This window comes from Reyranella sp. (assembly GCF_965279625.1).
Taxonomy (GTDB): Bacteria; Pseudomonadota; Alphaproteobacteria; order Reyranellales; family Reyranellaceae; genus Reyranella.
Genome location: NZ_OZ257251.1, coordinates 1167637 through 1189665, shown reverse-complemented (window position 1 = coordinate 1189665; position 22029 = coordinate 1167637). Strand labels below are relative to the sequence as shown.

23 protein-coding genes are annotated in these 22029 nt (G+C 66.4%); 17 read left to right on the top strand and 6 right to left on the bottom strand.

Annotated elements, in window-relative coordinates; all coding sequences use genetic code 11:
- The first annotated feature begins 29 nt into the window (after positions 1-29).
- The 7 genes from secY (at position 30) to ACQY78_RS05655 (ending at position 5075) form a co-directional block, all read left to right on the top strand.
- Complete coding sequence (secY, locus tag ACQY78_RS05685; protein ID WP_428683594.1) at positions 30-1373, top strand: preprotein translocase subunit SecY; 1344 nt, start codon at positions 30-32, stop codon at positions 1371-1373.
- The gene (locus ACQY78_RS05680; RefSeq protein WP_428683592.1) at positions 1370-2020 is read left to right on the top strand and encodes an adenylate kinase; all 651 of its coding nucleotides are present in this window, start codon (positions 1370-1372) and stop codon (positions 2018-2020) included. The genes secY and ACQY78_RS05680 overlap by 4 nt, the downstream gene beginning before the upstream one ends.
- Before the next feature lie 121 nt (positions 2021-2141).
- Complete coding sequence (rpsM, locus tag ACQY78_RS05675) at positions 2142-2519, top strand: 30S ribosomal protein S13 (RefSeq protein ID WP_230552260.1); 378 nt, start codon at positions 2142-2144, stop codon at positions 2517-2519.
- A 15-nt stretch (positions 2520-2534) separates the two neighbouring features.
- Positions 2535-2939, top strand: a complete 405-nt coding sequence (gene rpsK / locus ACQY78_RS05670) for a 30S ribosomal protein S11 (protein ID WP_216961746.1) — start codon at positions 2535-2537, stop codon at positions 2937-2939.
- A gap of 44 nt (positions 2940-2983) precedes the next feature.
- Entirely contained in the window at positions 2984-4054 is a 1071-nt protein-coding gene (locus ACQY78_RS05665; protein WP_428683589.1) for a DNA-directed RNA polymerase subunit alpha, read from the top strand.
- A 21-nt stretch (positions 4055-4075) separates the two neighbouring features.
- Positions 4076-4498 (top strand): 50S ribosomal protein L17, encoded by a 423-nt coding sequence (gene rplQ, locus ACQY78_RS05660; protein WP_428683587.1) that lies wholly within the window; start codon positions 4076-4078, stop codon positions 4496-4498.
- Between the two features lie 112 nt (positions 4499-4610).
- Positions 4611-5075: a GNAT family N-acetyltransferase gene (locus tag ACQY78_RS05655; protein WP_428683585.1), complete on the top strand. Its 465-nt coding sequence runs from the start codon at positions 4611-4613 to the stop codon at positions 5073-5075.
- A 10-nt stretch (positions 5076-5085) separates the two neighbouring features.
- Here the strand turns inward: ACQY78_RS05655 and ACQY78_RS05650 are convergent, their stop codons facing one another.
- On the bottom strand, positions 5086-6876 hold the full coding sequence (locus tag ACQY78_RS05650; protein ID WP_428683583.1) for an acyl-CoA dehydrogenase: 1791 nt from the start codon (positions 6874-6876) through the stop codon (positions 5086-5088).
- A gap of 73 nt (positions 6877-6949) precedes the next feature.
- Between ACQY78_RS05650 and ACQY78_RS05645 the strand changes: the two genes are divergently transcribed.
- From ACQY78_RS05645 to ACQY78_RS05620, 6 genes are all read left to right on the top strand, one after another.
- On the top strand, positions 6950-7720 hold the full coding sequence (locus ACQY78_RS05645; protein ID WP_428683581.1) for an enoyl-CoA hydratase/isomerase family protein: 771 nt from the start codon (positions 6950-6952) through the stop codon (positions 7718-7720).
- 157 nt (positions 7721-7877) lie between these two features.
- Positions 7878-8762: an FHA domain-containing protein gene (locus ACQY78_RS05640; RefSeq protein WP_428683579.1), complete on the top strand. Its 885-nt coding sequence runs from the start codon at positions 7878-7880 to the stop codon at positions 8760-8762.
- Positions 8763-8777: 15 nt separating this feature from the next.
- Entirely contained in the window at positions 8778-10679 is a 1902-nt protein-coding gene (locus ACQY78_RS05635; protein WP_428683577.1) for a serine/threonine protein kinase, read from the top strand.
- Positions 10676-11227, top strand: coding sequence for a glycine zipper domain-containing protein (locus tag ACQY78_RS05630; protein ID WP_428683575.1), 552 nt, complete (start codon positions 10676-10678; stop codon positions 11225-11227). The genes ACQY78_RS05635 and ACQY78_RS05630 overlap by 4 nt, the downstream gene beginning before the upstream one ends.
- A gap of 117 nt (positions 11228-11344) precedes the next feature.
- Positions 11345-12211: an isocitrate lyase/PEP mutase family protein gene (locus tag ACQY78_RS05625; protein ID WP_428683573.1), complete on the top strand. Its 867-nt coding sequence runs from the start codon at positions 11345-11347 to the stop codon at positions 12209-12211.
- Positions 12208-12504 (top strand): hypothetical protein, encoded by a 297-nt coding sequence (locus ACQY78_RS05620; protein ID WP_428683571.1) that lies wholly within the window; start codon positions 12208-12210, stop codon positions 12502-12504. The genes ACQY78_RS05625 and ACQY78_RS05620 overlap by 4 nt, the downstream gene beginning before the upstream one ends.
- Positions 12505-12586: 82 nt before the next feature.
- Here ACQY78_RS05620 and ACQY78_RS05615 read toward each other — a convergent pair whose 3' ends face one another.
- Genes ACQY78_RS05615 through cysQ form a run of 4 tightly spaced genes read right to left on the bottom strand, consistent with a single transcriptional unit; the run spans position 12587 to position 17281 of the window.
- Positions 12587-14017, bottom strand: a complete 1431-nt coding sequence (locus ACQY78_RS05615) for an FAD-binding oxidoreductase (RefSeq protein ID WP_428683569.1) — start codon at positions 14015-14017, stop codon at positions 12587-12589.
- Positions 14017-15486 carry an FAD-binding oxidoreductase gene (locus ACQY78_RS05610; protein WP_428683568.1) on the bottom strand — a complete coding sequence of 490 codons (1470 nt, stop codon included), beginning with the start codon at positions 15484-15486 and terminating at the stop codon, positions 14017-14019. Before ACQY78_RS05610 ends, ACQY78_RS05615 begins: the two co-directional genes overlap by 1 nt.
- 23 nt (positions 15487-15509) lie before the next feature.
- Positions 15510-16487 (bottom strand): L-threonylcarbamoyladenylate synthase, encoded by a 978-nt coding sequence (locus ACQY78_RS05605; RefSeq protein ID WP_428683566.1) that lies wholly within the window; start codon positions 16485-16487, stop codon positions 15510-15512.
- Positions 16484-17281, bottom strand: a complete 798-nt coding sequence (cysQ, locus tag ACQY78_RS05600; protein WP_428683564.1) for a 3'(2'),5'-bisphosphate nucleotidase CysQ — start codon at positions 17279-17281, stop codon at positions 16484-16486. The genes ACQY78_RS05605 and cysQ overlap by 4 nt, the downstream gene beginning before the upstream one ends.
- A 104-nt stretch (positions 17282-17385) precedes the next feature.
- Here cysQ and ACQY78_RS05595 point away from each other — a divergent pair, with 104 nt between their 5' ends.
- The 3 genes from ACQY78_RS05595 to ACQY78_RS05585 are packed head-to-tail and all read left to right on the top strand — an operon-like array spanning position 17386 to position 20247.
- Positions 17386-18462: an LLM class flavin-dependent oxidoreductase gene (locus tag ACQY78_RS05595; protein ID WP_428683562.1), complete on the top strand. Its 1077-nt coding sequence runs from the start codon at positions 17386-17388 to the stop codon at positions 18460-18462.
- Positions 18463-18492: 30 nt separating this feature from the next.
- Positions 18493-19476 carry a Bug family tripartite tricarboxylate transporter substrate binding protein gene (locus tag ACQY78_RS05590; RefSeq protein ID WP_428683560.1) on the top strand — a complete coding sequence of 328 codons (984 nt, stop codon included), beginning with the start codon at positions 18493-18495 and terminating at the stop codon, positions 19474-19476.
- 15 nt (positions 19477-19491) lie between these two features.
- Entirely contained in the window at positions 19492-20247 is a 756-nt protein-coding gene (locus ACQY78_RS05585; protein WP_428683558.1) for an IclR family transcriptional regulator, read from the top strand.
- Between the two features lie 3 nt (positions 20248-20250).
- Here the strand turns inward: ACQY78_RS05585 and ACQY78_RS05580 are convergent, their stop codons facing one another.
- A complete protein-coding gene (locus ACQY78_RS05580) occupies positions 20251-21123 on the bottom strand; it encodes an S-methyl-5'-thioadenosine phosphorylase (RefSeq protein WP_428683556.1) in 873 nt (290 codons plus the stop codon).
- A 57-nt stretch (positions 21124-21180) separates the two neighbouring features.
- Here ACQY78_RS05580 and ACQY78_RS05575 point away from each other — a divergent pair, with 57 nt between their 5' ends.
- Positions 21181-22026: an SDR family NAD(P)-dependent oxidoreductase gene (locus ACQY78_RS05575; protein WP_428683554.1), complete on the top strand. Its 846-nt coding sequence runs from the start codon at positions 21181-21183 to the stop codon at positions 22024-22026.
- Positions 22027-22029 lie beyond the last annotated feature (3 nt).

Here is a 22029-nt window from a genome sequence, read left to right as displayed (position 1 = left end):
CCCCTTGTGTCGTTCACGCGTGAGGTTCCATGGCATCCGCCGCCGAGCAACTTGCATCTAACCTGAACTGGGGTTCGATCGGTAGGGCGACCGAGCTGAAGAAGCGACTGTGGTTCACCGTGGCCGCGCTCGTCGTCTTCCGTGTCGGCGCTTATATTCCGGTCCCTGGTGTCGATCCGGCCGCCCTGGCCGAGATCTTCAAGCAGAATGCCGGCGGTATCGCCGGCTTGCTCGATGTGTTTTCCGGCGGGTCGATCGGACGCATGTCGGTGCTCGCGCTCAGCATCATGCCGTACATCTCGGCGTCCATCATCATGCAGATCCTGACGACGGTCGTGCCGTCGCTCGAGGCGCTGAAGAAGGAAGGCGAGGCCGGCCGCAAGAAGATCAACCAGTATACTCGCTATGGTACGGTGGTCCTGGCGACCTTCCAGGCCTACGGAATCGCAGTCGGACTTGAGAGTCAGGTCGCCTCGGCCGGGCCCGTCGTGATCGATCCGGGCGTCTTCTTCCGCTTCGTCACCATCGTGACGCTGGTCGGTGGGACGCTGTTCCTGATGTGGCTGGGCGAGCAGATCACGGCCCGTGGCGTCGGCAACGGCGTGTCCCTGATCATCTTTGCCGGCATTGTGGCGGCCCTTCCGGACGCCCTGGTGCAGACCCTCGAGCTCGGTCGTACCGGAGCCCTGTCGGCGCTGTTCATCATCGCCCTGATCATCGGCATCGTGCTCGTCGTGGCGGTGGTCGTCTTCGTCGAGACCGCGCAGAGACGAATCGTCGTCCAGTATCCCAAGCGCCAGGTTGGCAACCGCATGTATGGCGGCGAGGCCTCGCATCTGCCGCTCAAGATCAATACGGCTGGCGTCATTCCGCCGATCTTCGCCTCTTCGCTGCTGCTGTTCCCGGCGACCATCGCGTCCTTCCAGGGCACGGGCGAGCCGGGCTGGATCCAGTGGTTCTCGACCCATCTCGGCCACGGGCAGCCGGCCTATCTGATTGCCTATATCGGCCTGATTGTCTTCTTCTGCTTCTTCTACACGACGGTTGTGTTCAATCCTGTCGACACGGCTGACAACCTGAAGAAGAACGGCGGGTTCATTCCGGGCATTCGCCCGGGCAAGAACACGGCCGAATATCTTGAGTACATCCTGAACCGGCTCACGGTCATCGGAGCGCTCTACCTCTCGGCTGTCTGTATCCTGCCGGAGCTGTTGATCGCCCGCGGCGGTGTGCCCTTCTACTTCGGCGGCACCAGCCTCCTGATCGTGGTGTCCGTCACGCTCGATACGGTGACCCAGGTGCAGGCGCATCTGCTCGCCCACCAATATGAGGGGCTCATCAAGAAGGCCCGGCTGCGGGGCAAGGGCCGATGAACATCATTCTTCTCGGACCGCCGGGTGCCGGCAAGGGGACGCAGGCCCAGCGGCTGCAGCAGGAGCGGGGGCTGATCCAGCTTTCAACCGGCGACATGCTACGCGCGGCCGTCGCTTCGGGTAGCGAACTCGGGCAGAAGGCCAAGGGCATCATGGAACGGGGTGAACTGGTCCCCGACGAGCTGATGGTGGGCCTGATCCGCGACCGTATCGCCCAGCCGGACTGCGCACAGGGTTTCATCCTGGACGGGTTCCCGCGGACCGAGGCCCAGGCCAAAGCGCTGGACAAGATGCTGGCCGAATCGGGCAAGGAGCTCGACCGGGTGATCGAGATGGAAGTCGATGAAAAGGCGCTGACCGAGCGCATCGTCGGCCGCTTCTCCTGCGCCAAGTGCGGGGCGGGCTACCACGATAAGTTCAAGCGGCCGAAGGTCGACGGGGTGTGCGACGTCTGCGGGTCGACGGAGTTCACGCGCCGCAAGGATGATAATGCAGAGACTATGAAGACTCGTATGGCTGCCTACAGGGCTCAGACCGAGCCCTTGTTGCCCTACTACAGCGCCCGCGGGGTGCTTCGGAAGGTCGACGGGATGGCCGCGATGGACGAGGTTTACCGCCAGATCGCAGGAGTTCTGGCGGGGACTTGACAAGGGTGAGTTCCATTGACTCGGGGGTGCGGATACCTATAATCGCGCGCTTTTCCGGGGCCAGCGGAATATGTGACGGGCGCGCGCGAGCGCGCCATAAGTCTTTGAAGGAGTTGGGACTTTGGCTCGTATAGCCGGTGTGAACATTCCGACCGCCAAGCGTGTCGTGATCGGGCTTCAGTACATCCATGGGATCGGTGCGGCGAAAGCCAAGGAGATCTGTGGAAAAGTTGGGATCGACGAGTCGCGCCGCGTGAACACGCTGAGCGATGACGAGGTCATCCGCATCCGCGAAACCATCGACCGTGACTACACGGTCGAGGGCGACCTGCGGCGCGAAGTGGCGATGAACATCAAACGCTTGATGGATCTCGCCTGCTATCGCGGCCTGCGGCATCGTCGCGGCCTGCCGGTCCACGGCCAGCGCACCCATACCAATGCGCGGACCCGCAAGGGCCCGGCCAAGCCGATCGCCGGCAAGAAAAAAGTGACGAAGTAAGAAGGGATCACGGACATGGCCAAAGCTGCAGCCGCCACCGGCGCCGCGCGTCCCCGTCGCAAGGAACGCAAGAACATCATCGCCGGCGTCGCGCACGTGAACGCCTCGTTCAACAACACCATCGTCACGATCACCGATGCCCAGGGCAACGCCATCGCCTGGTCATCGTCGGGGCAGCAGGGTTTCAAGGGATCGCGCAAGTCGACTCCGTTCGCCGCACAGATGGCCGCCGAAGGCGCCGGCCGCAAGGCGATGGAACACGGCATGCGCACGATCGAGATCCTGGTGCGCGGTCCCGGGTCGGGGCGTGAGTCGGCTCTGCGCGCGCTGCAGGCGGTGGGTCTGGCCGTGACGTCGATCCGCGACGTGACGCCGATCCCGCACAACGGCTGCCGGCCGCCGAAGCGTCGCCGCGTCTGATTTCGAGTGGAGGCGGCGCCGCCGGCGCCGCCCGCTCATGGAGAATGTACGGCGAGTCCCGAGGGGCTCGCTTGAACCGGTCTAGAGGGGTAGCCCACGTGCTTCAGAAGAACTGGCAGGACCTGATCAAGCCGGAGAAGCTTGTCACCGAAGCCGGCGTCGATCCGGGTCGCACCGCGACCATCGTCGCCGAGCCGCTCGAGCGCGGTTTCGGTCTCACGCTCGGCAATGCGCTGCGGCGCGTCCTGTTGTCGTCTCTCCAGGGTGCGGCCGTCACGTCGATCAAGATCGACAACGTGTTGCATGAATTCTCGTCGATTCCGGGCGTCCGCGAGGATGTGGTGGATATCGTGCTCAACATCAAGGCGATGGCCGTGAAGATGCAGGGCGATCGCCCGCAGCGTCTTTACCTCCGTGCCGTCGGTCCCGGTGAGGTCACTGCCGGCATGATCGAACTGCCGGGCGACGTCCAGATCATGGATCCCAAGCACCTGATCTGTACGCTCGACGACGGTGCCTCGATCTCGATGGAACTCATGGTCGCCACGGGCAAGGGTTATGTTCCGGCCTCTGCGAATCGTCCGGAAGACGCTCCGATCGGCCTGATTCCGGTCGATTCGGTGTTCAGCCCGGTCAAGCGCGTGTCCTACAAGATCGAGAACAGCCGCGTCGGCCAGGTCACCGACTACGATCGCCTGTCGATGACGGTCGAGACCAACGGCACGACGATGCCGGCCGATGCCGTGGCGCTCGCCGCTCGCATCCTGCAGGACCAGCTCCAGCTCTTCATCAACTTCGAGGAGCCGCGCGAGGTCCGCAGGGAAGAGCAGCAGGACGACTTCCCGTTCAACCGCAACCTGCTGCGCAAGGTCGACGAGCTGGAACTGTCGGTCCGTTCGGCCAACTGCCTGAAGAACGACAACATCATCTATATCGGCGATCTCGTTCAGAAGACCGAGGCGGAGATGCTGCGCACCCCGAACTTCGGTCGCAAGTCGCTGAACGAGATCAAGGAAGTGCTGGCCGGCATGGGCCTCCACCTGGGAATGGAAATCCCGGGTTGGCCGCCGGACAACATTGAGGAAATGGCCAAGCGGCTGGAAGAGCCGTACTAGGCCGGTAGAAGGAAAGAAGTCATGCGTCACAATAATCGCGGCCGGAAGTTCCACCGCACGGCGGAGCATCGCAAGGCGATGTTCATGAATCTCGCCGGTGCCCTCATCAAGCACGAGCAGATCACGACCACGCTTCACAAGGCGAAGGACCTGCGTCCGATCGTCGAGAAGCTGGTCACGCTCGGCAAGCGCGGCGGCCTGCACGCCCGTCGCCAGGCGATCGGCTTCCTGCGCGATCCCTACGTGGCCGACAAGCTCTTCACGACGCTCGGACCGCGCTACTCCAAGCGCAACGGCGGCTACCTCCGCGTGCTGAAGGCGGGCTACCGCTTCGGCGACGCCGCCGAGATGGCCGTGATCGAGTTCGTCGAGCGCGATACCAATGCCAAGGGCCAGGACAGCGGTCCGTCGGCCGACCAGGCGACGCGGCAGGAAGCGGCGTAAAGCCCACTTTCTTCGCACCGAATTGAGAACGCCCGGTCGAAAGCCCGGGCGTTTTCTTATTTTGAGGGCGGCACTCCAGTGGCGCGCCCTCAGTGGAAGACTAAGCTGGGGCATGAGCTTCATCTTCAGGACTGCCCAACTAGCGGAATGCGCCGATGCCGACCGCGTCCTGCGCGCCGCGTTCGCGCCCTATCTCGCCAAGCTCGGGCGAAAAATTTCGGCCGACTACTACAAGTGGCTGCCGGCCTCGATCGAGCGCGGCGACGTTTTCGTGGCGGAGCAGGGCGGCCAGATTGTCGGAGTTGCCGCCACCGAGCGGCGGGAGGCGGAACTCTTTCTCGACCGGTTGGCCGTCGACCCGTCGAAGCAGGGCACGGGCCTTGGACGCTGGGTGCTTCAGCGGCTCGACGAGGTCGCCCGTTCACGCGGTGACCGCACCGTCTCGCTGGTCACGGCCGAGATGATGGATCATCTCATCAGGCTCTACGGCAGCCACGGCTTCGCTGTCGTCCATCGCGGCCTGCCCGACCATGGCAAGGACACGCACATGCGCGTCCACATGGCGAAGGCGCTGTAGCGGGCGGCCTTTAGAACTGCTCCTCTGACAGCGCGAACACCGTCCGCCCCGCCGCCTTGAGCGGGCCGAGCTGGGCCAGGGCCGGGGGCAGGATCACCTCGGCATAGAAGCGTGCCGTGACCAGCTTGGCCTCGAGAAAGGCAGGATCGCCGTCACGCTGGCCGAGCCGCGTCTGGGCCACCAGGGCGCTGCGGGCGAGCAGCCAGGCACCCAGGGCGGTGCCGGCCAGGCGCAGGAAAGGCACGGACCCCGCGAGGGCGCTCACCAACTCGGCCTTGACCGACTGCGCGACCCACCGGGTCGCATCCTCCAGCGCGTCGGCGGCGGCCACGAGGCCCGCACGGATCGCCTCGATATCGTCGCCTGGCGCGGCCCTCATCTCCTCGGCTGTGGCACGCATCTCGGCGACCAGCGCCAGCATGGTCTCGCCGCCATCCTTGGCGACCTTGCGGCCCACCAGGTCGCGCGCCTGGATGCCGTTGGTACCCTCGTAGATTGGCAGGATGCGGGCATCGCGCAGGTGCTGCGCCGCGCCGGTGTCCTCGATGAAGCCCATGCCGCCGTGGATCTGCACGCCGGTCGAGGCGATCTCGTTGCCGAGGTCGGTGAACCAGGCCTTCACGATCGGGATCAGCAGGTCGACCCGGTCCTGGATCTTGCGGCCCGCCGCCTTGTCCGATTGCTTCAGCGCGCCGTCGATGCCGGCGGCCGTGTAGTAGCCCAGCGCCCTCATCGCCTCGATCTGCGCGCGCATGCTCATCAGCATGCGGCGGACGTCGGCATGATGGACGATCGAAACGGAGGCGGGCGCGGCGCTGCCGTCGTCCTTCGACTGGACGCGGGTCCGCGCGAAGGCGGCCGCCTGCTGGTAGGCGCGCTCGGCGATGGCCAGCCCCTGGATGCCGACGGACAGGCGGGCGTTGTTCATCATGGTGAACATGTAGGAGAGGCCGCGGCCCTCTTCCCCAACCAGGTAACCGACCGCGCCGCCATCGTCGCCGAACGACATCACGCAGGTCGGGCTGGCGTGGATGCCGAGCTTGTGCTCCAGCGACACGCAGCGCAGGTCGTTGCGCTTGCCCAGGCTGCCGTCGGCACCGACCAGGAACTTCGGCACGATGAACAGCGAGATGCCGCGGACGCCGGCCGGCGCGTCGGGTGTCCGGGCCAGCACGAGATGCACGATGTTCTCGGCCATGTCGTGCTCGCCGTAGGTGATATAGATCTTCTGGCCCGTCACCAGATAGTGGTCGCCGTTCTTCACCGCGCGGCTCTTGAGCTGGCCGAGATCGGAGCCCGCCTGCGGTTCCGTGAGGTTCATGGTCCCGGTCCATTCGCCGGAGATCATCTTGGGCAGGTAGGTCGCCTTCTGCTCTTCCGACCCGTGATGGTGGATCGCGTCGATCGCGCCCTGGTTCAGCAGCAGCACCAGGCCGAAGCCCATGTTGGCGGCCTGCCACATCTCCTGCACGGCGGTCGCCAGCAGCCACGGCATGCCCTGGCCGCCGAACTCCGGATCGAAGGGGAGCGAGTTCCAGCCGCCCTCGACGAACTCCTTGTAGATCGCGGCGAAACCGGGCGCGGTACGGACCACGCCGTTCTCGAGCTTGGCGCCGACCTTGTCGCCGTCGCGATTGAGAGGTGCGAGGCCATTGCCGGCCAGTTTGGCGGCTTCCTCGAGCACGGCGTCGATCGTGTCGTCCGTCGCATGCTCGTAACCCGGCAGGGCGGCGACGCCGGAAAGGCCGGCCACTTCGCGCAGCGCGAAACGCATGTCGGCCAGCGGGGCAGTGTAAGTCATGTAAAATCCTCCGTTCCGCAATATGGCGCGCTCGGTCGCTTTTGGCGACCGGCTCGGCTATTTTGGAGGCCACATGACAAACTCAGTCCTGCTGTCGATCGACGGCCCCATCGCCACCATCACGCTGAACGATCCGGCGAAGCACAATCGCCTCAACCCCGAGGGGTTGAAGCTGCTTCGGGAGGCGGTCGAGAAGGTCGACGCCGATCCGGTCGTGCGCGCCACCGTGATCACGGGCGCCGGCGACAAGACCTTCTGTTCCGGCTACGACCTCGGCTCGATCCCCGCGGGCGAGCGCAAGGACGAGGGCGGCGACAATACATTCGAAGTCGTCATGGACCGCATTGAGGCGATGCGCATGCCGACCCTGTGCGCGCTGAACGGCGGTGTCTATGGCGGCGCCACCGATCTGGCGCTGGCCTGCGACTTCCGCCTCGGCGTCAAGGGCATGCGCTTCTTCATGCCGGCGGCGCGCTTCGGCCTCCACTATTATCCGAGCGGCCTGCGCCGTTACACGCAGAAGGTGAGCCCGAGCTTCGCCAAGCGTGCGTTCCTGCTGTCGGAGGATTTCCACGACACCGAGCTCCTGGCGGTCGGCTATCTCGACTGGCTGGTCGAGCGCGCGGAGTTCAAGGACAAGGTCGCCGAGAAGGCCGCACGGCTGGCGGGCCTCGCGCCACTGTCTATGTCGGGCATGAAGCGGGCAATCGAGCAGTTCGCACAGGCGGCTCCCGACATGCCTTCGATCCGCCAGACACAGCGGGCCTGCGCGACCTCCGACGATCTCAAGGAAGGTCTGGCTGCGCTCGGCGAACGTCGTACTCCGTCGTTTACGGGCCGGTGACGGAGGGGCATCCGCATCTGATCGCTCCGGTTGTCCCAAGATTGCCGCGATTCAATGCAGGATGCCGGCAGTATCTGGGGCCGTGCCGACAGCCGCTTGGCAAGGTATATTGCAGCCGGGCGGTAGATCGAGATAGGGCCGCTGAACCGAAGAGACCATGCAACGCCGCCTAGCCGCCATCGTCCACGCCGACCTCGCCGGGTTCACCCGGATGATGGAGGGTGCTGAGACGCGCACGTTCCGCCACCTCAAGTCAGCCCAGATCGAGGTTTGGCGTCCGGCCATCGACTCCGGACGCGGCCGTCTCGTCGGGACGGCGGGCGATGCCATGCTGGCGGAGTTCGGCTCGGCCGTCTCGGCGGTCGCCGCGGCGATCGATATCCAGGAGCGCATGGCCCGCTTCAACGATTTGCTCAGCGAGGAGCAGCGCATGCTGTTCCGCATCGGCGTCCATCTCGGCGAAGTCATCATCGACGACGAGGACCAGAACATCTTCGGTGATGGCGTCAATCTCGCCGCCCGCATCCAGACGCTGGCGGAACCCGGCGGCATCGCGGTGTCGCGTGCCGTCCGCGACCTCGTGGAGCTGCGCACCGAGTACGTGTTCCATGACGGCGGCGAGCACCAGCTCAAGAACGTCAGCCGGTCCGTGCAGGTCTTCCACGTCAGGCAGGCGAAGCTCGCCTCGCCCGGGACGACGACGCGCATGGTGCCTCAGATTACGCTGCGCTTCGAAGGGCCCGATTCGGCGGGGCGCAAGCACACGTTCGAAGTGTCATTGGAAAAACTGGTTGGCCAGAGCCAGGGGATGTGCATCGGCCGGGCCGCCGACCAGTGCGAACTCGTCGTGCCGCATCCGACCGTCTCGCGCCGACACGCCAGGCTCAGCGTCGCCGGCGAGGCGTTGCAGGTCGAGGATCTCGGCTCGACCAACGGGACCGCGGTCAACGGTACGGCTCTCAAGGCGGGCGCTCCGATTGCCCTGCAGGCAGGATCGAAGTTGCGGCTCGGCGATGTCGAGCTGGTCGTTCATCACACTTAGCGGCGTAGAGCGCCCATGAACGAGCCCACGACCGTCTCCGGTGCCACGCCGCCGCCCGAGGTCGACTATGTCTCGCTGAAAGCCGGCCAGCTGATCGGCCGCTACGAGATCGTATCGGTACTGGGGCAGGGCGGTTTCGGCATCACGTACCGTGCCCGCGACGTCCAGCTTGGGCGCGAGGTCGCGATCAAGGAGTATCTGCCGTCGGCCCTGGCGGTGCGGCAGGACGGCTCCACGGTGCTGCCGCGCACGACCAAGATGGCCGACGATTTCGGCTGGGGACGCGACCGCTTCGTCACCGAAGGCCGCACGCTCGCCAGCCTCCATCGCGTGCCGGCGATCGTGCAGGTCTTCGATTTCCTCGAAGCCAATGGCACTGCCTATATCGTGATGGAGCTCCTGAGCGGTGCCACGCTCGAGGAGCGCATTAACACCGGCGGCAAGCTGAAGCCCGAGGAAATCAATCGCATCCTGTGGCCGCTGCTCGACGGGTTGGAGCAGGTCCATGCGGCGGGCTTCCTGCATCGCGACATCAAGCCGGCGAACATCCTGCTCGACGCCGCCGGCAATCCGACCCTGATCGACTTCGGCGCGTCGCGCGCGGCCATGGTCGGCCGGACGGCGGCGATGACGGCGATTTTTACCCCAGGCTACGCCGCGGCCGAGCAGATGACGTCGGCCAAGCAGGGGCCGTGGACCGACATCTACGGTCTCGCCGCCACGATCTATCACGCCATCGCGGGCAAGGCGCCGCCCAATGCCTTCGACCGCATGCTGGACGACGGCTACGAGCCGCTCGGCAAGCTGGCGCCGCACGGATTCTCGCCGGGCGTGTTGGCTGGGGTGGATGCCGGTCTCACCGTCGCCGCGCGCGACCGTCCGCAGTCGATTGCCGGCTGGCGGCCGATCCTCGGCATGACGGCCGCGCCGGAGCCGAACGCTACCATGGTTATGGGGAAGGGCGACGACGCGCCGGCTGCGCGCGTGTCCGTTCTCGGACCGGCGACCGTGTCGCCGACCGCTCCACCCCCGCCGGCTGCGAAGAGCCGGACCGGCATGTGGGCCGGCATCGCGGCGCTCGTCCTGCTGGCGGTCGGGGGCGGTGGCTACTATGCGATGGCCACGCGCGGGCCCGACCCGGAAATGGTGAAGGCGCGCGCCGCGGCCGAAGCGGCCGAGGAGGGGCGTCGCAAGGCGGCGGCGGAAGCCGACAAGCTGCGCGCCGAGAAGGCCGAACAGGAAGCCAAGGCAAAGGCCGAGCAGGAGGCCAAAGCGAAGGCGGAGCAGGACGCCAAGGCACAAGCCGATCTCGCGGCCCGGCAGAAGGCCGAAGCCGATGCCGCCAAGCGCCAGATCGAAGAAGAGACGCGACGCAAGGTCGAGGCGGAAATCGCCAATAGGAAGCGCGCCGACGAGGAGGCGCAGCGCAAGGCCACCGAGGAGGCCGCTGCCCGGCAGAAGGCGATCGAGGACGCACGGAAGGCGACCGAGTTTGTCGCCGGCAACTTCGACCATTTCGGCAAGACGCTCATGATGATCGGCCTCAAGGACCGCACGGGCGAGATCAGGCTGCAGGGGGTCGACGTTGTGGACGATCCGGCGCTTCACAAGCTTGCCGCCGATTCGCTGGCCGCCCAGCCGCGCAACCTGCGCTGCCGTCAGACGGACCGGTTGACCGATGGCACGCCGCTCTATCGCTGCCTGATCACCAAACGCAACTCCAAGGACCCGCTTGCCGACATACCGGACTCGGATCGCGACGATCTCGCGCTCGTCCTGGTCCGGACCGGCCTGCTGCTGGCCTCGTGCGATGCTCCGCGCTCCTATGCGGATGCGGAGGACGATGCCCGTGGCAGCAAGCAATATCTCTGGAGTAGAGTGAACGTTCCTGAATACAAAAGGAGATGCACCAGATGACTGCAGTGACTGCTGACACGGCCTTCTTCTCCGGCAGGAAGATCGTCGTCCGGATCGTAGGCGTGATCGCAGCCCTCGGGCTGGTGGCCGCCTGCACGGACGATCGCGGGCAGCCGACCAACCAGACGACCGGCACCGTCATGGGCGCGGCGCTGGGTGGTGTCGTGGGCGGCCTGGCCTTCGGGTCCGTCGGTGGCGCAGTCGGTGGTGCGCTGGTGGGCGGCCTGGCCGGCAATCTCGTCGGCCGCGCGCTCGACGATCAGGAGCGTCGCCGTCTGGCCGAAGCCACGCAGTATGCCTTCGTCGCCGAAAACAACGTGCCGACGACGTACACGGTCGAGCCGACCAAGACTTCCTCTTCGGCCGCGACGACGGCGCCGCCGACCGTCGTGAGCGCCAAGCCGGTCGCGCCGGCCAGCAGCCGCGCGGACGGCAGCACCTGCCGGCCGATCGAGCTGACGGCGACCAAGAACGGCCAGACCACGACCGAGACGACGACCTTCTGCAAGTCGGCGGGCTCGCAGGAACTGAAGCCCGTTTCCGTCTGATCGGCTGACACTTTCCTGAACGGAACGGCCGGCGGTCCCGATCGCCGGCCGTTTTCGTGTGCGTCGGGCTGGTCCGATCGACACAACTCGGTCATTTTCCTGAGCGAGGAGAGAGGTATGGCAGGCAATCGACAGGCAGCGAAACTGCGGGAGCTCCTGGCGCGGGGCGAGTTCATCCTGGCGCCGGGCATCTACGACGGCATTTCCGCGCGCGTCGCGGACCGCATGGGCTTTCCCGCTCTCTACATGACGGGATACGGCGCCACGGCCTCGATGCTGGGCCTGCCCGATGCGGGCCTCGCGACTTACTCCGACATGCTGGGCCGCGCCGAGATGATCTGCTCCGTGGTCGAGACGCCGCTCATCGCCGATGCCGACACCGGCTATGGCGGGCTGCTGAACGTCCAGCGCACGATCCGCGGCTACGAGGCGGCGGGCGTCGCGGCGATCCAGATCGAGGACCAGGAGACGCCCAAGAAGTGCGGCCATACGCCGGGACGGCGCGTGGTGCCGGCCGAGGAGATGGCGCTCAAGATCAGGGTCGCGGCGGAGGCGCGCCGGCACGAGGAGACGCTGATCGTCGCGCGCACCGATGCGCGTACGGCGCTGGGGCTCGACGAAGCGCTGCGCCGCGCCAGGCTCTACGAGGAGGCCGGCGCCGACATCATCTTCGTCGAGTCGCCGGAGAGCGAGGCCGAGCTGGAGCGTATCGGCCGCGAGGTGAGCAAGCCGCTGCTCGCCAACATGGTCGAGTTCGGTAAGACGCCGCGCGCCGAGGTCGACCGTCTGAAGAAGTGGGGCTTCGATCTCGCGATCTATCCCGTCCTCGGCCTTACCGTCGCCGCCGAGGCGATGCGGCAGTCGTTCGCGCACCTCAAGGACAGCGGCACCAGTGTCGGCGATCCGTTGCCGCAATATCAGGACATCCATGGCTTGATGGGATTCCCCGAGGTCTGGGACTTCGAGAAGCGTTGGGCGACATGAACGGCAAGCAGTTCCTCGAGTTGTTGGCGCGCCTGCCGGCCCGCGTATGGATCCAGGCGATCCTGGGTCTGATCGCCTTCATCGTGCTGGCGGTCCTGGGCTTCGCCGTGATCGCGGGCATCGCGGCCGTCGCGCTGGTGCTGTTGCTCGGCTTCAAGGCCAAGAGCTGGATCCTGGGTTTCTTTGGCCGCGACATCGAGCCTGCGCCGCCGGCGCGTCACCACGACGGCAAGATCACCGACGTCCAGTACGAGATCGTTGATCGAACCAACGACCGCACGCCGCGGCCATAGAACAAACCCGGTTATCAATGGAGCGCGCCACTCCAGTGGCGCCATGCATGAGCGCCACTGGAGTGGCGCGCTCCGATGAGTCCTAAACCCGAACGATCTTCCCCGGATTCATCAGGTTCTGCGGATCGAGCGCGCGCTTGATCGTGCGCATCGTGTCGATCTCGATCTTGCTGCGATAGTGGGCGAGCTCGTCGACCTTGAGCAGGCCGATTCCGTGCTCGGCCGAGATCGATCCGCCATAGCTGACGACCAGATCATAGACCGCAGCGTTCAGGGCATGGGTGTGCGGCAGGAAGCGCGCCTTGTCCCAGCCTGCGGGCGCCTGGCAGTTGAAGTGGAGGTTGCCGTCGCCGACATGGCCGAAGGTGACCGGCCGGCCTTCAGGGAGCGCCTTCTTCATCGCTGCCAGCCCTTCGGTGACGAAAGTGGGGATCTTGCTGACGGCAACAGAGATGTCGTGCTTCACGGAGGGGCCTTCCTTCTTGGAGGCCTCCGTATGGTTCTCGCGGAGGCTCCACAGCGCGCGCGCCTGTGTCTCGTTCTGCGCGATGGTGGCGTCGAGGACGAGGCCACGTTCCATCGCTTCGCCGAGATAGGCTTCCATCTTTTCGCGCAAGCCCTCCGCGTTCTCGCCGTCGCGACGGGCGCGGGTCGAGGACCATTCGAGCAGCACGTACCAGTCGTGGCGCTCGGCCAGCGGATCGGCCGCGCCGGGGATGTGCTGCAGCACGAGGTCGATGCCCTGGCGGCCCATGAGTTCACAGGAGGTGACATTGTCCTCCGACGCAGCATGCGCGCCGCTCAGCAGGGCGACAGCGGCCTCGGGTGAGGGGACGGCGACCCAGGCGGTCGCCACGTCCTTGGGCTTGGGCCAGAGCTTCAGCACCGCACGGGTGATGATGCCCAGCGTGCCTTCGGCGCCGAGATAGAGGTCGCGCAGGTCGTAGCCGGTATTGTCCTTCTTGAGCGCGCGCAGCCCATTCCAGATCTCGCCCTGGGGCGTCACCACTTCAAGGCCGAGGACGAGCTGGCGGGCGTTGCCGTAGTGCAGCACCTGCACGCCGCCGGCATTGGTCGAGAGGTTGCCGCCGATCGTGCAGCTTCCCTCGGCGGCCAGCGACAGCGGGAACAGACGGTCGTGTTGCGCGGCCGTTTCCTGGATGGTCTTCAGGATCACGCCCGCCTCGACCGTCATCGAATAGCCGATGAGGTCGATGTCGGTGATGCGCGTCATGCGGTTCAGCGACAGGACGATCTCCCGGCCCTTTTCGTCCGGGGTGCCGCCGCCGACCAGGCCCGTGTTGCCGCCCTGGGGCACCACCGCGACCTTCTCGGCCGCGCACAGCTTCACGACGTCGGCGACTTCCTGGGTGTTGGCCGGCCGCACGACAGCGAGCGCATTGCCCACGAAGCTCTCGCGCCAGTCGGTGACGTAGGGATGCTTGCCCTGCTCGTCGGTGATCAGACCCTTGTCGCCGACGATGGCGCGCAGCTTTTCGATGAAATCGCTCATCAGATACGCAGAACTTTCCCGGGGTTCATGATGTTCTTGGGATCGAGCGCGCGCTTGATGGTGCGCATCGTGTCGAGTTCGATCCGGCTGCGGTAGTGCGCAAGCTCGTCGAGCTTGTCGATGCCGATGCCGTGCTCGGCCGAGATCGAGCCGTCGAGGCTGGTCACCAGGTCGTTCACCGCGCGCGTGATGGCGGGCGAGTACTGGCTGAGCGTGGGCCGGTCCATGCCCTTCGGTCCCATGAAGGAGAAGTGGATGTTGCCGTCACCGATATGGCCGAGCGGGTAGGGGCGGATGCTGGGCAGGATGTCGAGCGCGGCCTTGAGGCCCCGTTCGATGAACTCCGGCACCTTGGAGATCGACACCGAGATGTCGTAGCTGAGGCCCGGTCCTTCGGCGCGGGAGGCGGGTGCCACCGACTCGCGGATCACCCACATGTTGCGCGCCTGCGCCTCGCTCTGGGCGATCACGGCATCGAGTACGCGCCCGGCTTCCATCTGGTCGGCGAGGAACTGCTCCATCTTCTCGGACATGCCCTCGGCGCCCTCGGCCTTGGGGCGTGCCGACGTCCACTCCAAGAGCAGGAACCATTGCGTGTCGGCCTTCAGCGGATCCTGAGTGCCGGGGATGTTGCGCAGGACCATGTCGGTGCAGGTCCGGCTCATCAGCTCGCACGAGCCGACATTGTCCTCGGAGGCGCCGTGTGCCTCCGACAGGATCTCGATGGCGGCCTGCGGATCGCGGATGGCGAGCCAGGCGGTGGCCACGTCCTTGGAGGCGGGCCACAGTTTCAGCACGGCCTTGGTGATGATGCCCAGCGTGCCTTCGGCGCCCATGAACAGGTGCTTTAGATCGTAGCCGGTATTGTCCTTCTTGAGCGCGCGCAGGCCGTTCCAGATGTCGCCGTTCGGCAGCACCACTTCGAGGCCCATGACGAGGTTGCGCGCATTGCCGTAGCGCAGCACCTGAACGCCGCCGGCGTTGGTCGAGAGATTGCCGCCGATCATGCACGAGCCCTGGGCGCCCAGGAACAGCGGGAAGAAGCGGTCATGGCTGGCTGCCGTCTCCTGCAGCGTCTGCAGCACACAGCCCGCCTCGACGGTCATCGAATAGCCGACCGGGTCGACGTTCAGCACCTTGTTCATGCGGCCGACGGAGAGGACGATGCCGGTGTGCGAGGGCCAGGGCGTCGCGCCGCCCATCAGGCCGGTATTGCCCGCCTGGGGCACGATGGCGATGCCGTTGTCGTAGCAGAGCTTCACCACCTTGGAGACTTCCTCGACATTGGCCGGGCGCACGACGACGGCGGCGTTGCCGACGATCGAGCCGCGCCAGTCGGTGACGAAAGGCTGCTTGCCCTGGTCGTCGGCGATCAGGCCCTTGTCGCCCACGATGGCGCGCAGGCTCTCCAGGATCGCAGGCGTGACGGGGGCCGTCGGGATGGTCGGAATGATCGCGGTGTCGGGCATTGTTTCCTCACTTTGACGGCAGACTAGCGCTGCCTGTGGGAGCCGTCATCCGCTGCGGCTCGCCTTAGTCTGTCATTGATCGCGAGCCCGAGGCCGGTATGCGGAATGGGCGCTACGGCGATGCGGCCGATGCCGGGACGGTCGAGCAACCGCATCATGGCGAAGAGGTTGGCGGCGGCCTCGCCAAGATCGCCGGACGGGCTGAGATTCATCGTCAGCATGGCGCCCTCCGGCACCGTACCGCCGAAGGCCAGCAGGCCTTCATCCGCCGAAACTGATGTCGCCTCCAGCCGCACGGGACGCGACGGGGCGTAATGACTATGGAGCTGGCCGGGCGACTTGCGCGCCGCGTCGCCGCTCGGGAGGGCGTCGCTGAGCGCGATGGCGCCGATCACCTCCTCGATCGCCTCGCGCGTCGCGCCGCCGGGACGCAGCAGGATGGGGATCTCCGTCGAGAGATCGAGCACCGTCGATTCGACACCGACGAGACAGGCGCCGCCGTCGAGGATCATCGGCGCCCGTGCGCCCAGGGATTGCGCCACATGCTCGGCACGGGTCGGGCTCACTTCGCCGCTGCGGTTGGCCGATGGCGCCGCGATCGGGCGCCCCGTCGCACGGATCAGGGCCTGCGCTACCGGGTGGGAGGGCGCCCGGATCGCGACCGTGTCGAGGCCGGCGGTTGCGAGCAGGGCGATGGTCGAGCCCGGGGAGCGGGGCAGCACCAGGGTGAGCGGCCCCGGCCAGAAACGCGCCGCGAGTTTCTCCGCGGTGTCGCTCCAGCGCACGAAGGCACGCGCGGCGGCGGCGTCAAGCACGTGGCTGATCAGCGGATTGAACTGAGGGCGGCCCTTGGCCTCGAAGATGGCTGCCACGGCACGCTCGTTGGTGGCATCACCCCCTAGGCCGTAGACGGTCTCGGTCGGGAAGGCGACGAGACCACCGTCGCGCAGCGTTTCTGCGGCCCGCGCGATGGACTGCGCCGTCGCCTCGACCAGGCTCATCGCGCCGCCAGGCTGCGGGCGATGAAGTGCGGGTTGGCGAAGCGCGGCTTGCCGTACTGAAGGGGCTTGCCGTCCACGGTGACGACTTCGCCGCCGGCGGCTTCGAGCACGCCCTGTGCCGCGCCGGTATCCCACTCCATGGTCGGTCCGAACCGCGGATAGATGTCGGCCTTGCCTTCGGCGATCAGGCAGAACTTCAGCGACGAGCCCGCCTGCACGCGGTCGGACACGGTGAGGTTGTTGTTGCGGAACCAGATGTCGAGGTCGTTGTAGGTGCCGTGGCTGCGGCTCGCACAGGCCGTCAGCCCCTCGGGCGGCGGCGTACGCGTGCGGATCGGCGTGAAGGCGCCCTTGCCCTCGCGTTTGTCCGCCCCGAGTCCCAGGGCGCCGCGCCACAGCGTTTCGGTGGCGGGGGCGAGGACAATACCGAGGGTCGGGCGGCCGTTCTCGATGAGGGCGATGTTCACCGTGAACTCGCCATTCCTCTTGATGAATTCCTTGGTGCCGTCGAGCGGGTCGACCAGCCAGAAAGGCCGTCCGTCATCGAGCGACGGGATTCGGCCGGCCGCCATTTCCTCCTCGGCAATAATCACGATGCCGGGCGTGAGCTTGTGGAGGCCGGCCAGGATGACCGCTTCAGCGGCATGGTCGGCATCCGTGACGGGGCTCTTGTCCTCCTTGTCGCGAACGCCGTGATCGCCGGCATAAATCCGCATGATCTCGCGTGCGGCTTCTTCCGCGATGTTGGTGCAGGTGTCGCGGAGGGTGTCGAGCGGAGGAAGGGGCTGGGTCATGGGCGGTCCTTATAGACGGCAGGGGCTCCGCCTTGACAGCAAAGTTCACGCCCGCGAGTATATTGGAACGACGTTCCAATATATAGAACAAATGGAGGAATACGATGCCCGTCAATGTGATCGGCATGATCGGTGTGGCGCCCCCGCAGGGCACCTCGCTGCACGTGATCGCTGGAGGCATCTCGCCGTCGTTCCTTCGGGAGTTCGCCCAGACCCACGAGAAGGCCGGATTCGACTATGTGCTGGTCGGCTACTACGCCTCCTCGGCGGAGGGCTTCAACGTCGCGACCTATGCCGCGGCCCATACCGAGAAGCTTCGCTACCTGATCGCCCACCGGCCGGGGGTCGTTTCGCCGACCCTGGCGGCGCGGGCCGCGGCGACGATGGACCAGCTCTCCGGCGGCCGCCTTGCGCTTCACATCATCGTCGGCAACAGCGATGCCGACCAGCAGCGCGAGGGTGACTTCTCGCCCAAGGAAGAGCGCTACGTGCGCGCCGCCGAGTATCTCGACGTGATGCGCAAGGTCTGGACCTCGACCAAGCCGTTCGACTACGAGGGCAAGTTCTACCGCTTCAAGGACGTGTTCTCCGAGGCCCGACCCTTCCAGCAGCCGCATCCGCCGTTGTTCTTCGGGGGCTCTTCGCCGGGCGCGATGGAGATGGGTGCGCAGCATTGCGATACCTTCGCCATGTTCGGCGAACCGCTGGCCGAGACGGCGGAGCGCATGGAAGAGTTCCGTCGCATGATCAAGCCGTTCGGCCGGACACCGCGCTTCAACGTCTCGTTCCGGCCGATCATCGCAGAGACCGAAGGCAAGGCGTGGGACAAGGCAAAGAAGATCCTCGACGATCTCAAGTCGAGCGGGACCATGCCGAGCAAGGCGCAGGACAAGTCGGCCGAACGTCTCGTTGCCCTGGCGCAGCGCGGCGACGTGCATGACGAACGGCTGTGGATGCCGGTAGCGGGCGCGGCCGCGGGCAAGGGCAACACCTCGTGCCTCGTCGGCACGCCGGAGCAGGTCGCGGCGGCAATGCTGAAATACTACCGCCTTGGCGTGGGCTCGTTCCTGATCCGGGGCTTCGACCCATTGGGCGATGTCAGCGATTTCGGCCGCGAACTGATCCCGCGCCTGAAGGCGGGGGCCCTTGAGATCGACCGAGAATGCGCGGCGGCCGCCTAACTAAAAGACAAACGTCAAACAGGAGGAAACGTGTTCAGGAAACAGTTTTGCGTCGCCCTCGCGGGCGCCGTAGCCCTTTCGCTTGGCATCGCCGGCACCGCGCCGGCGCAGTCGTATCCCGACAAGCCAATCAAGCTGATCGTGCCCTATCCGCCGGGCGCCACGAACGATCTGCTGGCGCGCGTGCTCGCCGAGCCGCTGGCGAAGGAACTGGGGCAGCCGGTGATCGTCGACAACAAGGGTGGTGCGGCCACCGCGATCGGCGCGACGGCGGCGGCCAATGCGCCGGCCGACGGCTATACGATGCTGCTGGGAACGGGCACGACCTACACGCTGAACCCGCTGCTCAAGAAGGGCCTGGCCTACGATACCGACCGCGACTTCAAGATGGTGTCGATCATCGCCGAGGTCCCCGTGGCGTTCATCGTCAATCCGAAGTTCCCGGCCAGGACACTGTCGGAGTTCGTCACCTATGCGAAGGCCAATCCGGGCAAGGTGAATTTCTCGTCCTCGGGCCTCGGCTCCTCGCTCCATCTCGCGGCCGAACTGTTTGCCCAGCGCGCCGGCATCAAGATGACCCACGTGCCGTATCCGGGCAGCGCGGGCGCGATGCGCGCCCTGCTGGCCGACGAGGTGCAGATGTTCTCCGAAGTGATCTCCGGCGCTCTGCCGCAGATCGACCAGAAGACCGTCGCGCCGCTTGCGATCACCAGCACCAAGCGTCTGGCGGTCGCTCCCTCGATCCCCACGGTGGCGGAGAGCGGATACCCCGGCTTCGAGGCACTGGGCTGGTACGCGCTCGCCGTTCCCAAGGCGACACCCGCCGCGGTGGTCGCGCGCATCGAGGCCGCCATCAACAAGATCCTGGCCTCGGGGGTCCTGCAGGCGCGCTTCGAGCCGCTGGCGATCGTGATCCCCGGACCTCAGGAGCCGGGTTCGGCCGACAAGTACATGGCGAAGGACCGTGCGCTCTGGGAGCCGTTGGTCCGCTCGCTGAACATCTCGCTCGATTGAACGGAACGGAGCAGCATGGACACGACGGTCGTCAAGGCGCTGTCAGTACTGGAGGCCCTGGCTGCCAGTGCGACGCCGGTCGGCGTGACCGAGCTCGCGACCAGGCTCGGCCTGTCGAAGAGCAACGTGCACCGGCTGCTGCAGACGCTGGCGGCCCGTGGCTATGTCACCCAGGTCGACCAGCGCTACACCGTGACGACCCGGCTGTGGGAACTGGGCGCGATGGTCATCAGCCGCCTCGACGTCGCGCAGGTCGCCACGCCGGTGATGCAGCGTCTCGTTGCCGAGGTCGACGAGACCGCGCATCTCTCCGTGCTGGACATGGCCGCCTGCGAGGTCGTCTCCATCCACAATGTCGAGAGCGCCCAGCCGGTACGTGCCTATTCTCGGATCGGCCAGCGCACGCCCGCGCATTGCGTGGCTACAGGCAAGGCGCTGCTGTCCGCACAGTCGCCTGAAGCCTTGAGGTCGCTACCGGAGGAGCTGCAGCGCTTCACGCCGTACACACTCTATCGCCGCGACGAGTTGCTCGAGGCGCTGGAGAAAGCCCGTCGCGATGGCTATTCGACGAATGTCGGCGAGTGGCGCGAGCAGGTGGGCGGCGCAGCGGCGGTCATCTACGATCATGCCGGGCGACCGGCGGCGGCGCTCGGGCTGACAGTGCCGGTGGAGCGGCTGCAGCCCGAGGTGATGAGCCGCTACATTCCGCTGCTAACCGCGGCGGCGGACGAGATCTCGCGGCTCATGGGCGCGCCATCCCGCGCCCGCTGATCGCTACCCGTTCAGAACCCGACCTGCGACGGCATCGAGCTTGGCGACCATCTCGTCCGAACGGGCTGTCGGCGAGGTGATCAGCGCGTGTTCCAGCGCGCGGTCGCAGCCCGACGGGCAGGGGGTCGGCCGCGATTCCCGCAGGCGCGGCGCGATCATGGCGACCAGCGCCTTGGCCCTCTCGGCATTCTCGAGTAGCACGCGAACGATGTCGGCGACCTGCACATGGTCGTGGTCGGGATGCCAGCAGTCGAAGTCGGTGACCATGGCGACGGTGACGTAGCAAATCTCCGCCTCTCGGGCGAGCTTGGCCTCCGGCATGTTGGTCATGCCGATCACGTCGCAGCCCCAGCTCCGATAGAGCTTCGATTCGGCCAGGCTGGAGAATTGCGGACCCTCCATCGCGATGTAGGTGCCGCCCTTGCGAACCGGGAAACCGGCCTTCTGCGCGCACGCGTGCACGGCTTCGGCCAGCCGGTTGCAGGTGGGCTGCGCCATCGAAACGTGCGCGACCAGGCCCTCGCCGAAGAAGCTCTTCTCGCGGGCGAAGGTCCGGTCGATGAACTGGTCGACGATGACGAAGTGCCCCGGCGGCAGGTCTTCGCGCAGCGAACCGCAGGCCGAGAGCGACAGGATGTCCGTGACGCCGACCCTCTTCAGGGCATCGATGTTTGCCCGGTAGTTGATCGAACTCGGGGAATGACGGTGGCCACGGCCGTGCCGGGGGACGAAGACGACGTCGAGCCCGTCCAGGACGCCGAACAGGAACTCGTCGGATGTCTCGCCAAAGGGCGAGTCGATCCGGCGCCATTCCGGGTCCTTGAGACCGGCCATGTCGTAGACGCCGCTGCCGCCGAGAATTCCCAACACCGTCATATGCTTCTCCTGGTTGGCGGTGGTGTATCATTCCCGTCTGGCAAAGGGGAGAGAGGCATGGGCAGGCTCGAGGGCAAGATCACCATCGTTACCGGCGCGACCAGCGGCATCGGGCGGCGCGCCGTCGAATTGTTCGTCCAGGAGGGGGCCAAGGTCGTCGCCACGGGCCGGCGCGAGGAGCTGGGGCGCACGCTCGAGGCCGCCCTCGGCAAGGACAACTGTCTCTTCGTGACCGCCGATGCGACGCGCGAGGACGATGTGAAGAGGGTGTTCGACGCCTGCCTGTCGAAGTGGGGCCGGGTCGACTGCCTGTTCAACAACGCCGGCGGCCCGGCGCCGGTCGGAGGTATCGAGACGGTGCCGGTCGAGGGCTTCGACGCGGCGATGGCGACTCTCGTCCGCTCGGTGATGCTGGGGATGAAGCACGCCGCGCCGCTCATGATGGAGCAGGGCTCGGGCAGCATCATCAACAATGGCAGCGTCGCCGCGCGCCGCGCGGGCTACTCGACTTCGATGATCTACGGGGCCGCGAAGGCGGCGGTGAATCATCTGACCGTGTGCGTGGCCATGCAGCTCGGCGAGAAGAACGTGCGAGTGAACTCGATCTCCCCGGGCGGCATTGCCACTGGCATCTTCGCCAAGGCGCTGGGCCTGCCGCCGGACAAAGCCGATTCCTACGCCGAAGCCATGAAGGCCAGCATGGCCAATAACCAGCCGATCCCGCGCGCCGGCGTCGTCGACGACATCGCCAAGGCGGCTGTCTTCCTGGCTTCGGACGACTCGACCTTCATCAACGGGCACGACCTGGTGGTCGATGGCGGCTTGGTCGGCGGCCGCCTGTGGACGCCGCATCAGGAAGGCGTGAAGGCCATGCGCCAGGCCTTCGGCGTTGACGAGATCTGAGCC

Bases quoted from the DNA above. Each gene is read 5' to 3' on its own strand.
- rplQ (WP_428683587.1), top strand. From the start codon at position 4,076: ATGCGTCACAATAATCGCGGCCGGAAGTTCCACCGCACGGCGGAGCAT.
- ACQY78_RS05635 (WP_428683577.1), top strand. From the start codon at position 8,778: ATGAACGAGCCCACGACCGTCTCCGGTGCCACGCCGCCGCCCGAGGTC.
- ACQY78_RS05615 (WP_428683569.1), bottom strand. From the start codon at position 14,017: ATGAGCGATTTCATCGAAAAGCTGCGCGCCATCGTCGGCGACAAGGGT.
- ACQY78_RS05640 (WP_428683579.1), top strand. From the start codon at position 7,878: ATGCAACGCCGCCTAGCCGCCATCGTCCACGCCGACCTCGCCGGGTTC.
- ACQY78_RS05630 (WP_428683575.1), top strand. From the start codon at position 10,676: ATGACTGCAGTGACTGCTGACACGGCCTTCTTCTCCGGCAGGAAGATC.
- ACQY78_RS05605 (WP_428683566.1), bottom strand. From the start codon at position 16,487: ATGAGCCTGGTCGAGGCGACGGCGCAGTCCATCGCGCGGGCCGCAGAA.
- secY (WP_428683594.1), top strand. From the start codon at position 30: ATGGCATCCGCCGCCGAGCAACTTGCATCTAACCTGAACTGGGGTTCG.
- ACQY78_RS05655 (WP_428683585.1), top strand. From the start codon at position 4,611: ATGAGCTTCATCTTCAGGACTGCCCAACTAGCGGAATGCGCCGATGCC.
- ACQY78_RS05625 (WP_428683573.1), top strand. From the start codon at position 11,345: ATGGCAGGCAATCGACAGGCAGCGAAACTGCGGGAGCTCCTGGCGCGG.
- ACQY78_RS05680 (WP_428683592.1), top strand. From the start codon at position 1,370: ATGAACATCATTCTTCTCGGACCGCCGGGTGCCGGCAAGGGGACGCAG.
- ACQY78_RS05575 (WP_428683554.1), top strand. From the start codon at position 21,181: ATGGGCAGGCTCGAGGGCAAGATCACCATCGTTACCGGCGCGACCAGC.
- rpsK (WP_216961746.1), top strand. From the start codon at position 2,535: ATGGCCAAAGCTGCAGCCGCCACCGGCGCCGCGCGTCCCCGTCGCAAG.
- ACQY78_RS05650 (WP_428683583.1), bottom strand. From the start codon at position 6,876: ATGACTTACACTGCCCCGCTGGCCGACATGCGTTTCGCGCTGCGCGAA.
- ACQY78_RS05595 (WP_428683562.1), top strand. From the start codon at position 17,386: ATGCCCGTCAATGTGATCGGCATGATCGGTGTGGCGCCCCCGCAGGGC.
- ACQY78_RS05610 (WP_428683568.1), bottom strand. From the start codon at position 15,486: ATGCCCGACACCGCGATCATTCCGACCATCCCGACGGCCCCCGTCACG.
- ACQY78_RS05645 (WP_428683581.1), top strand. From the start codon at position 6,950: ATGACAAACTCAGTCCTGCTGTCGATCGACGGCCCCATCGCCACCATC.
- ACQY78_RS05665 (WP_428683589.1), top strand. From the start codon at position 2,984: ATGTACGGCGAGTCCCGAGGGGCTCGCTTGAACCGGTCTAGAGGGGTA.
- cysQ (WP_428683564.1), bottom strand. From the start codon at position 17,281: ATGACCCAGCCCCTTCCTCCGCTCGACACCCTCCGCGACACCTGCACC.
- ACQY78_RS05580 (WP_428683556.1), bottom strand. From the start codon at position 21,123: ATGACGGTGTTGGGAATTCTCGGCGGCAGCGGCGTCTACGACATGGCC.
- ACQY78_RS05585 (WP_428683558.1), top strand. From the start codon at position 19,492: ATGGACACGACGGTCGTCAAGGCGCTGTCAGTACTGGAGGCCCTGGCT.
- ACQY78_RS05620 (WP_428683571.1), top strand. From the start codon at position 12,208: ATGAACGGCAAGCAGTTCCTCGAGTTGTTGGCGCGCCTGCCGGCCCGC.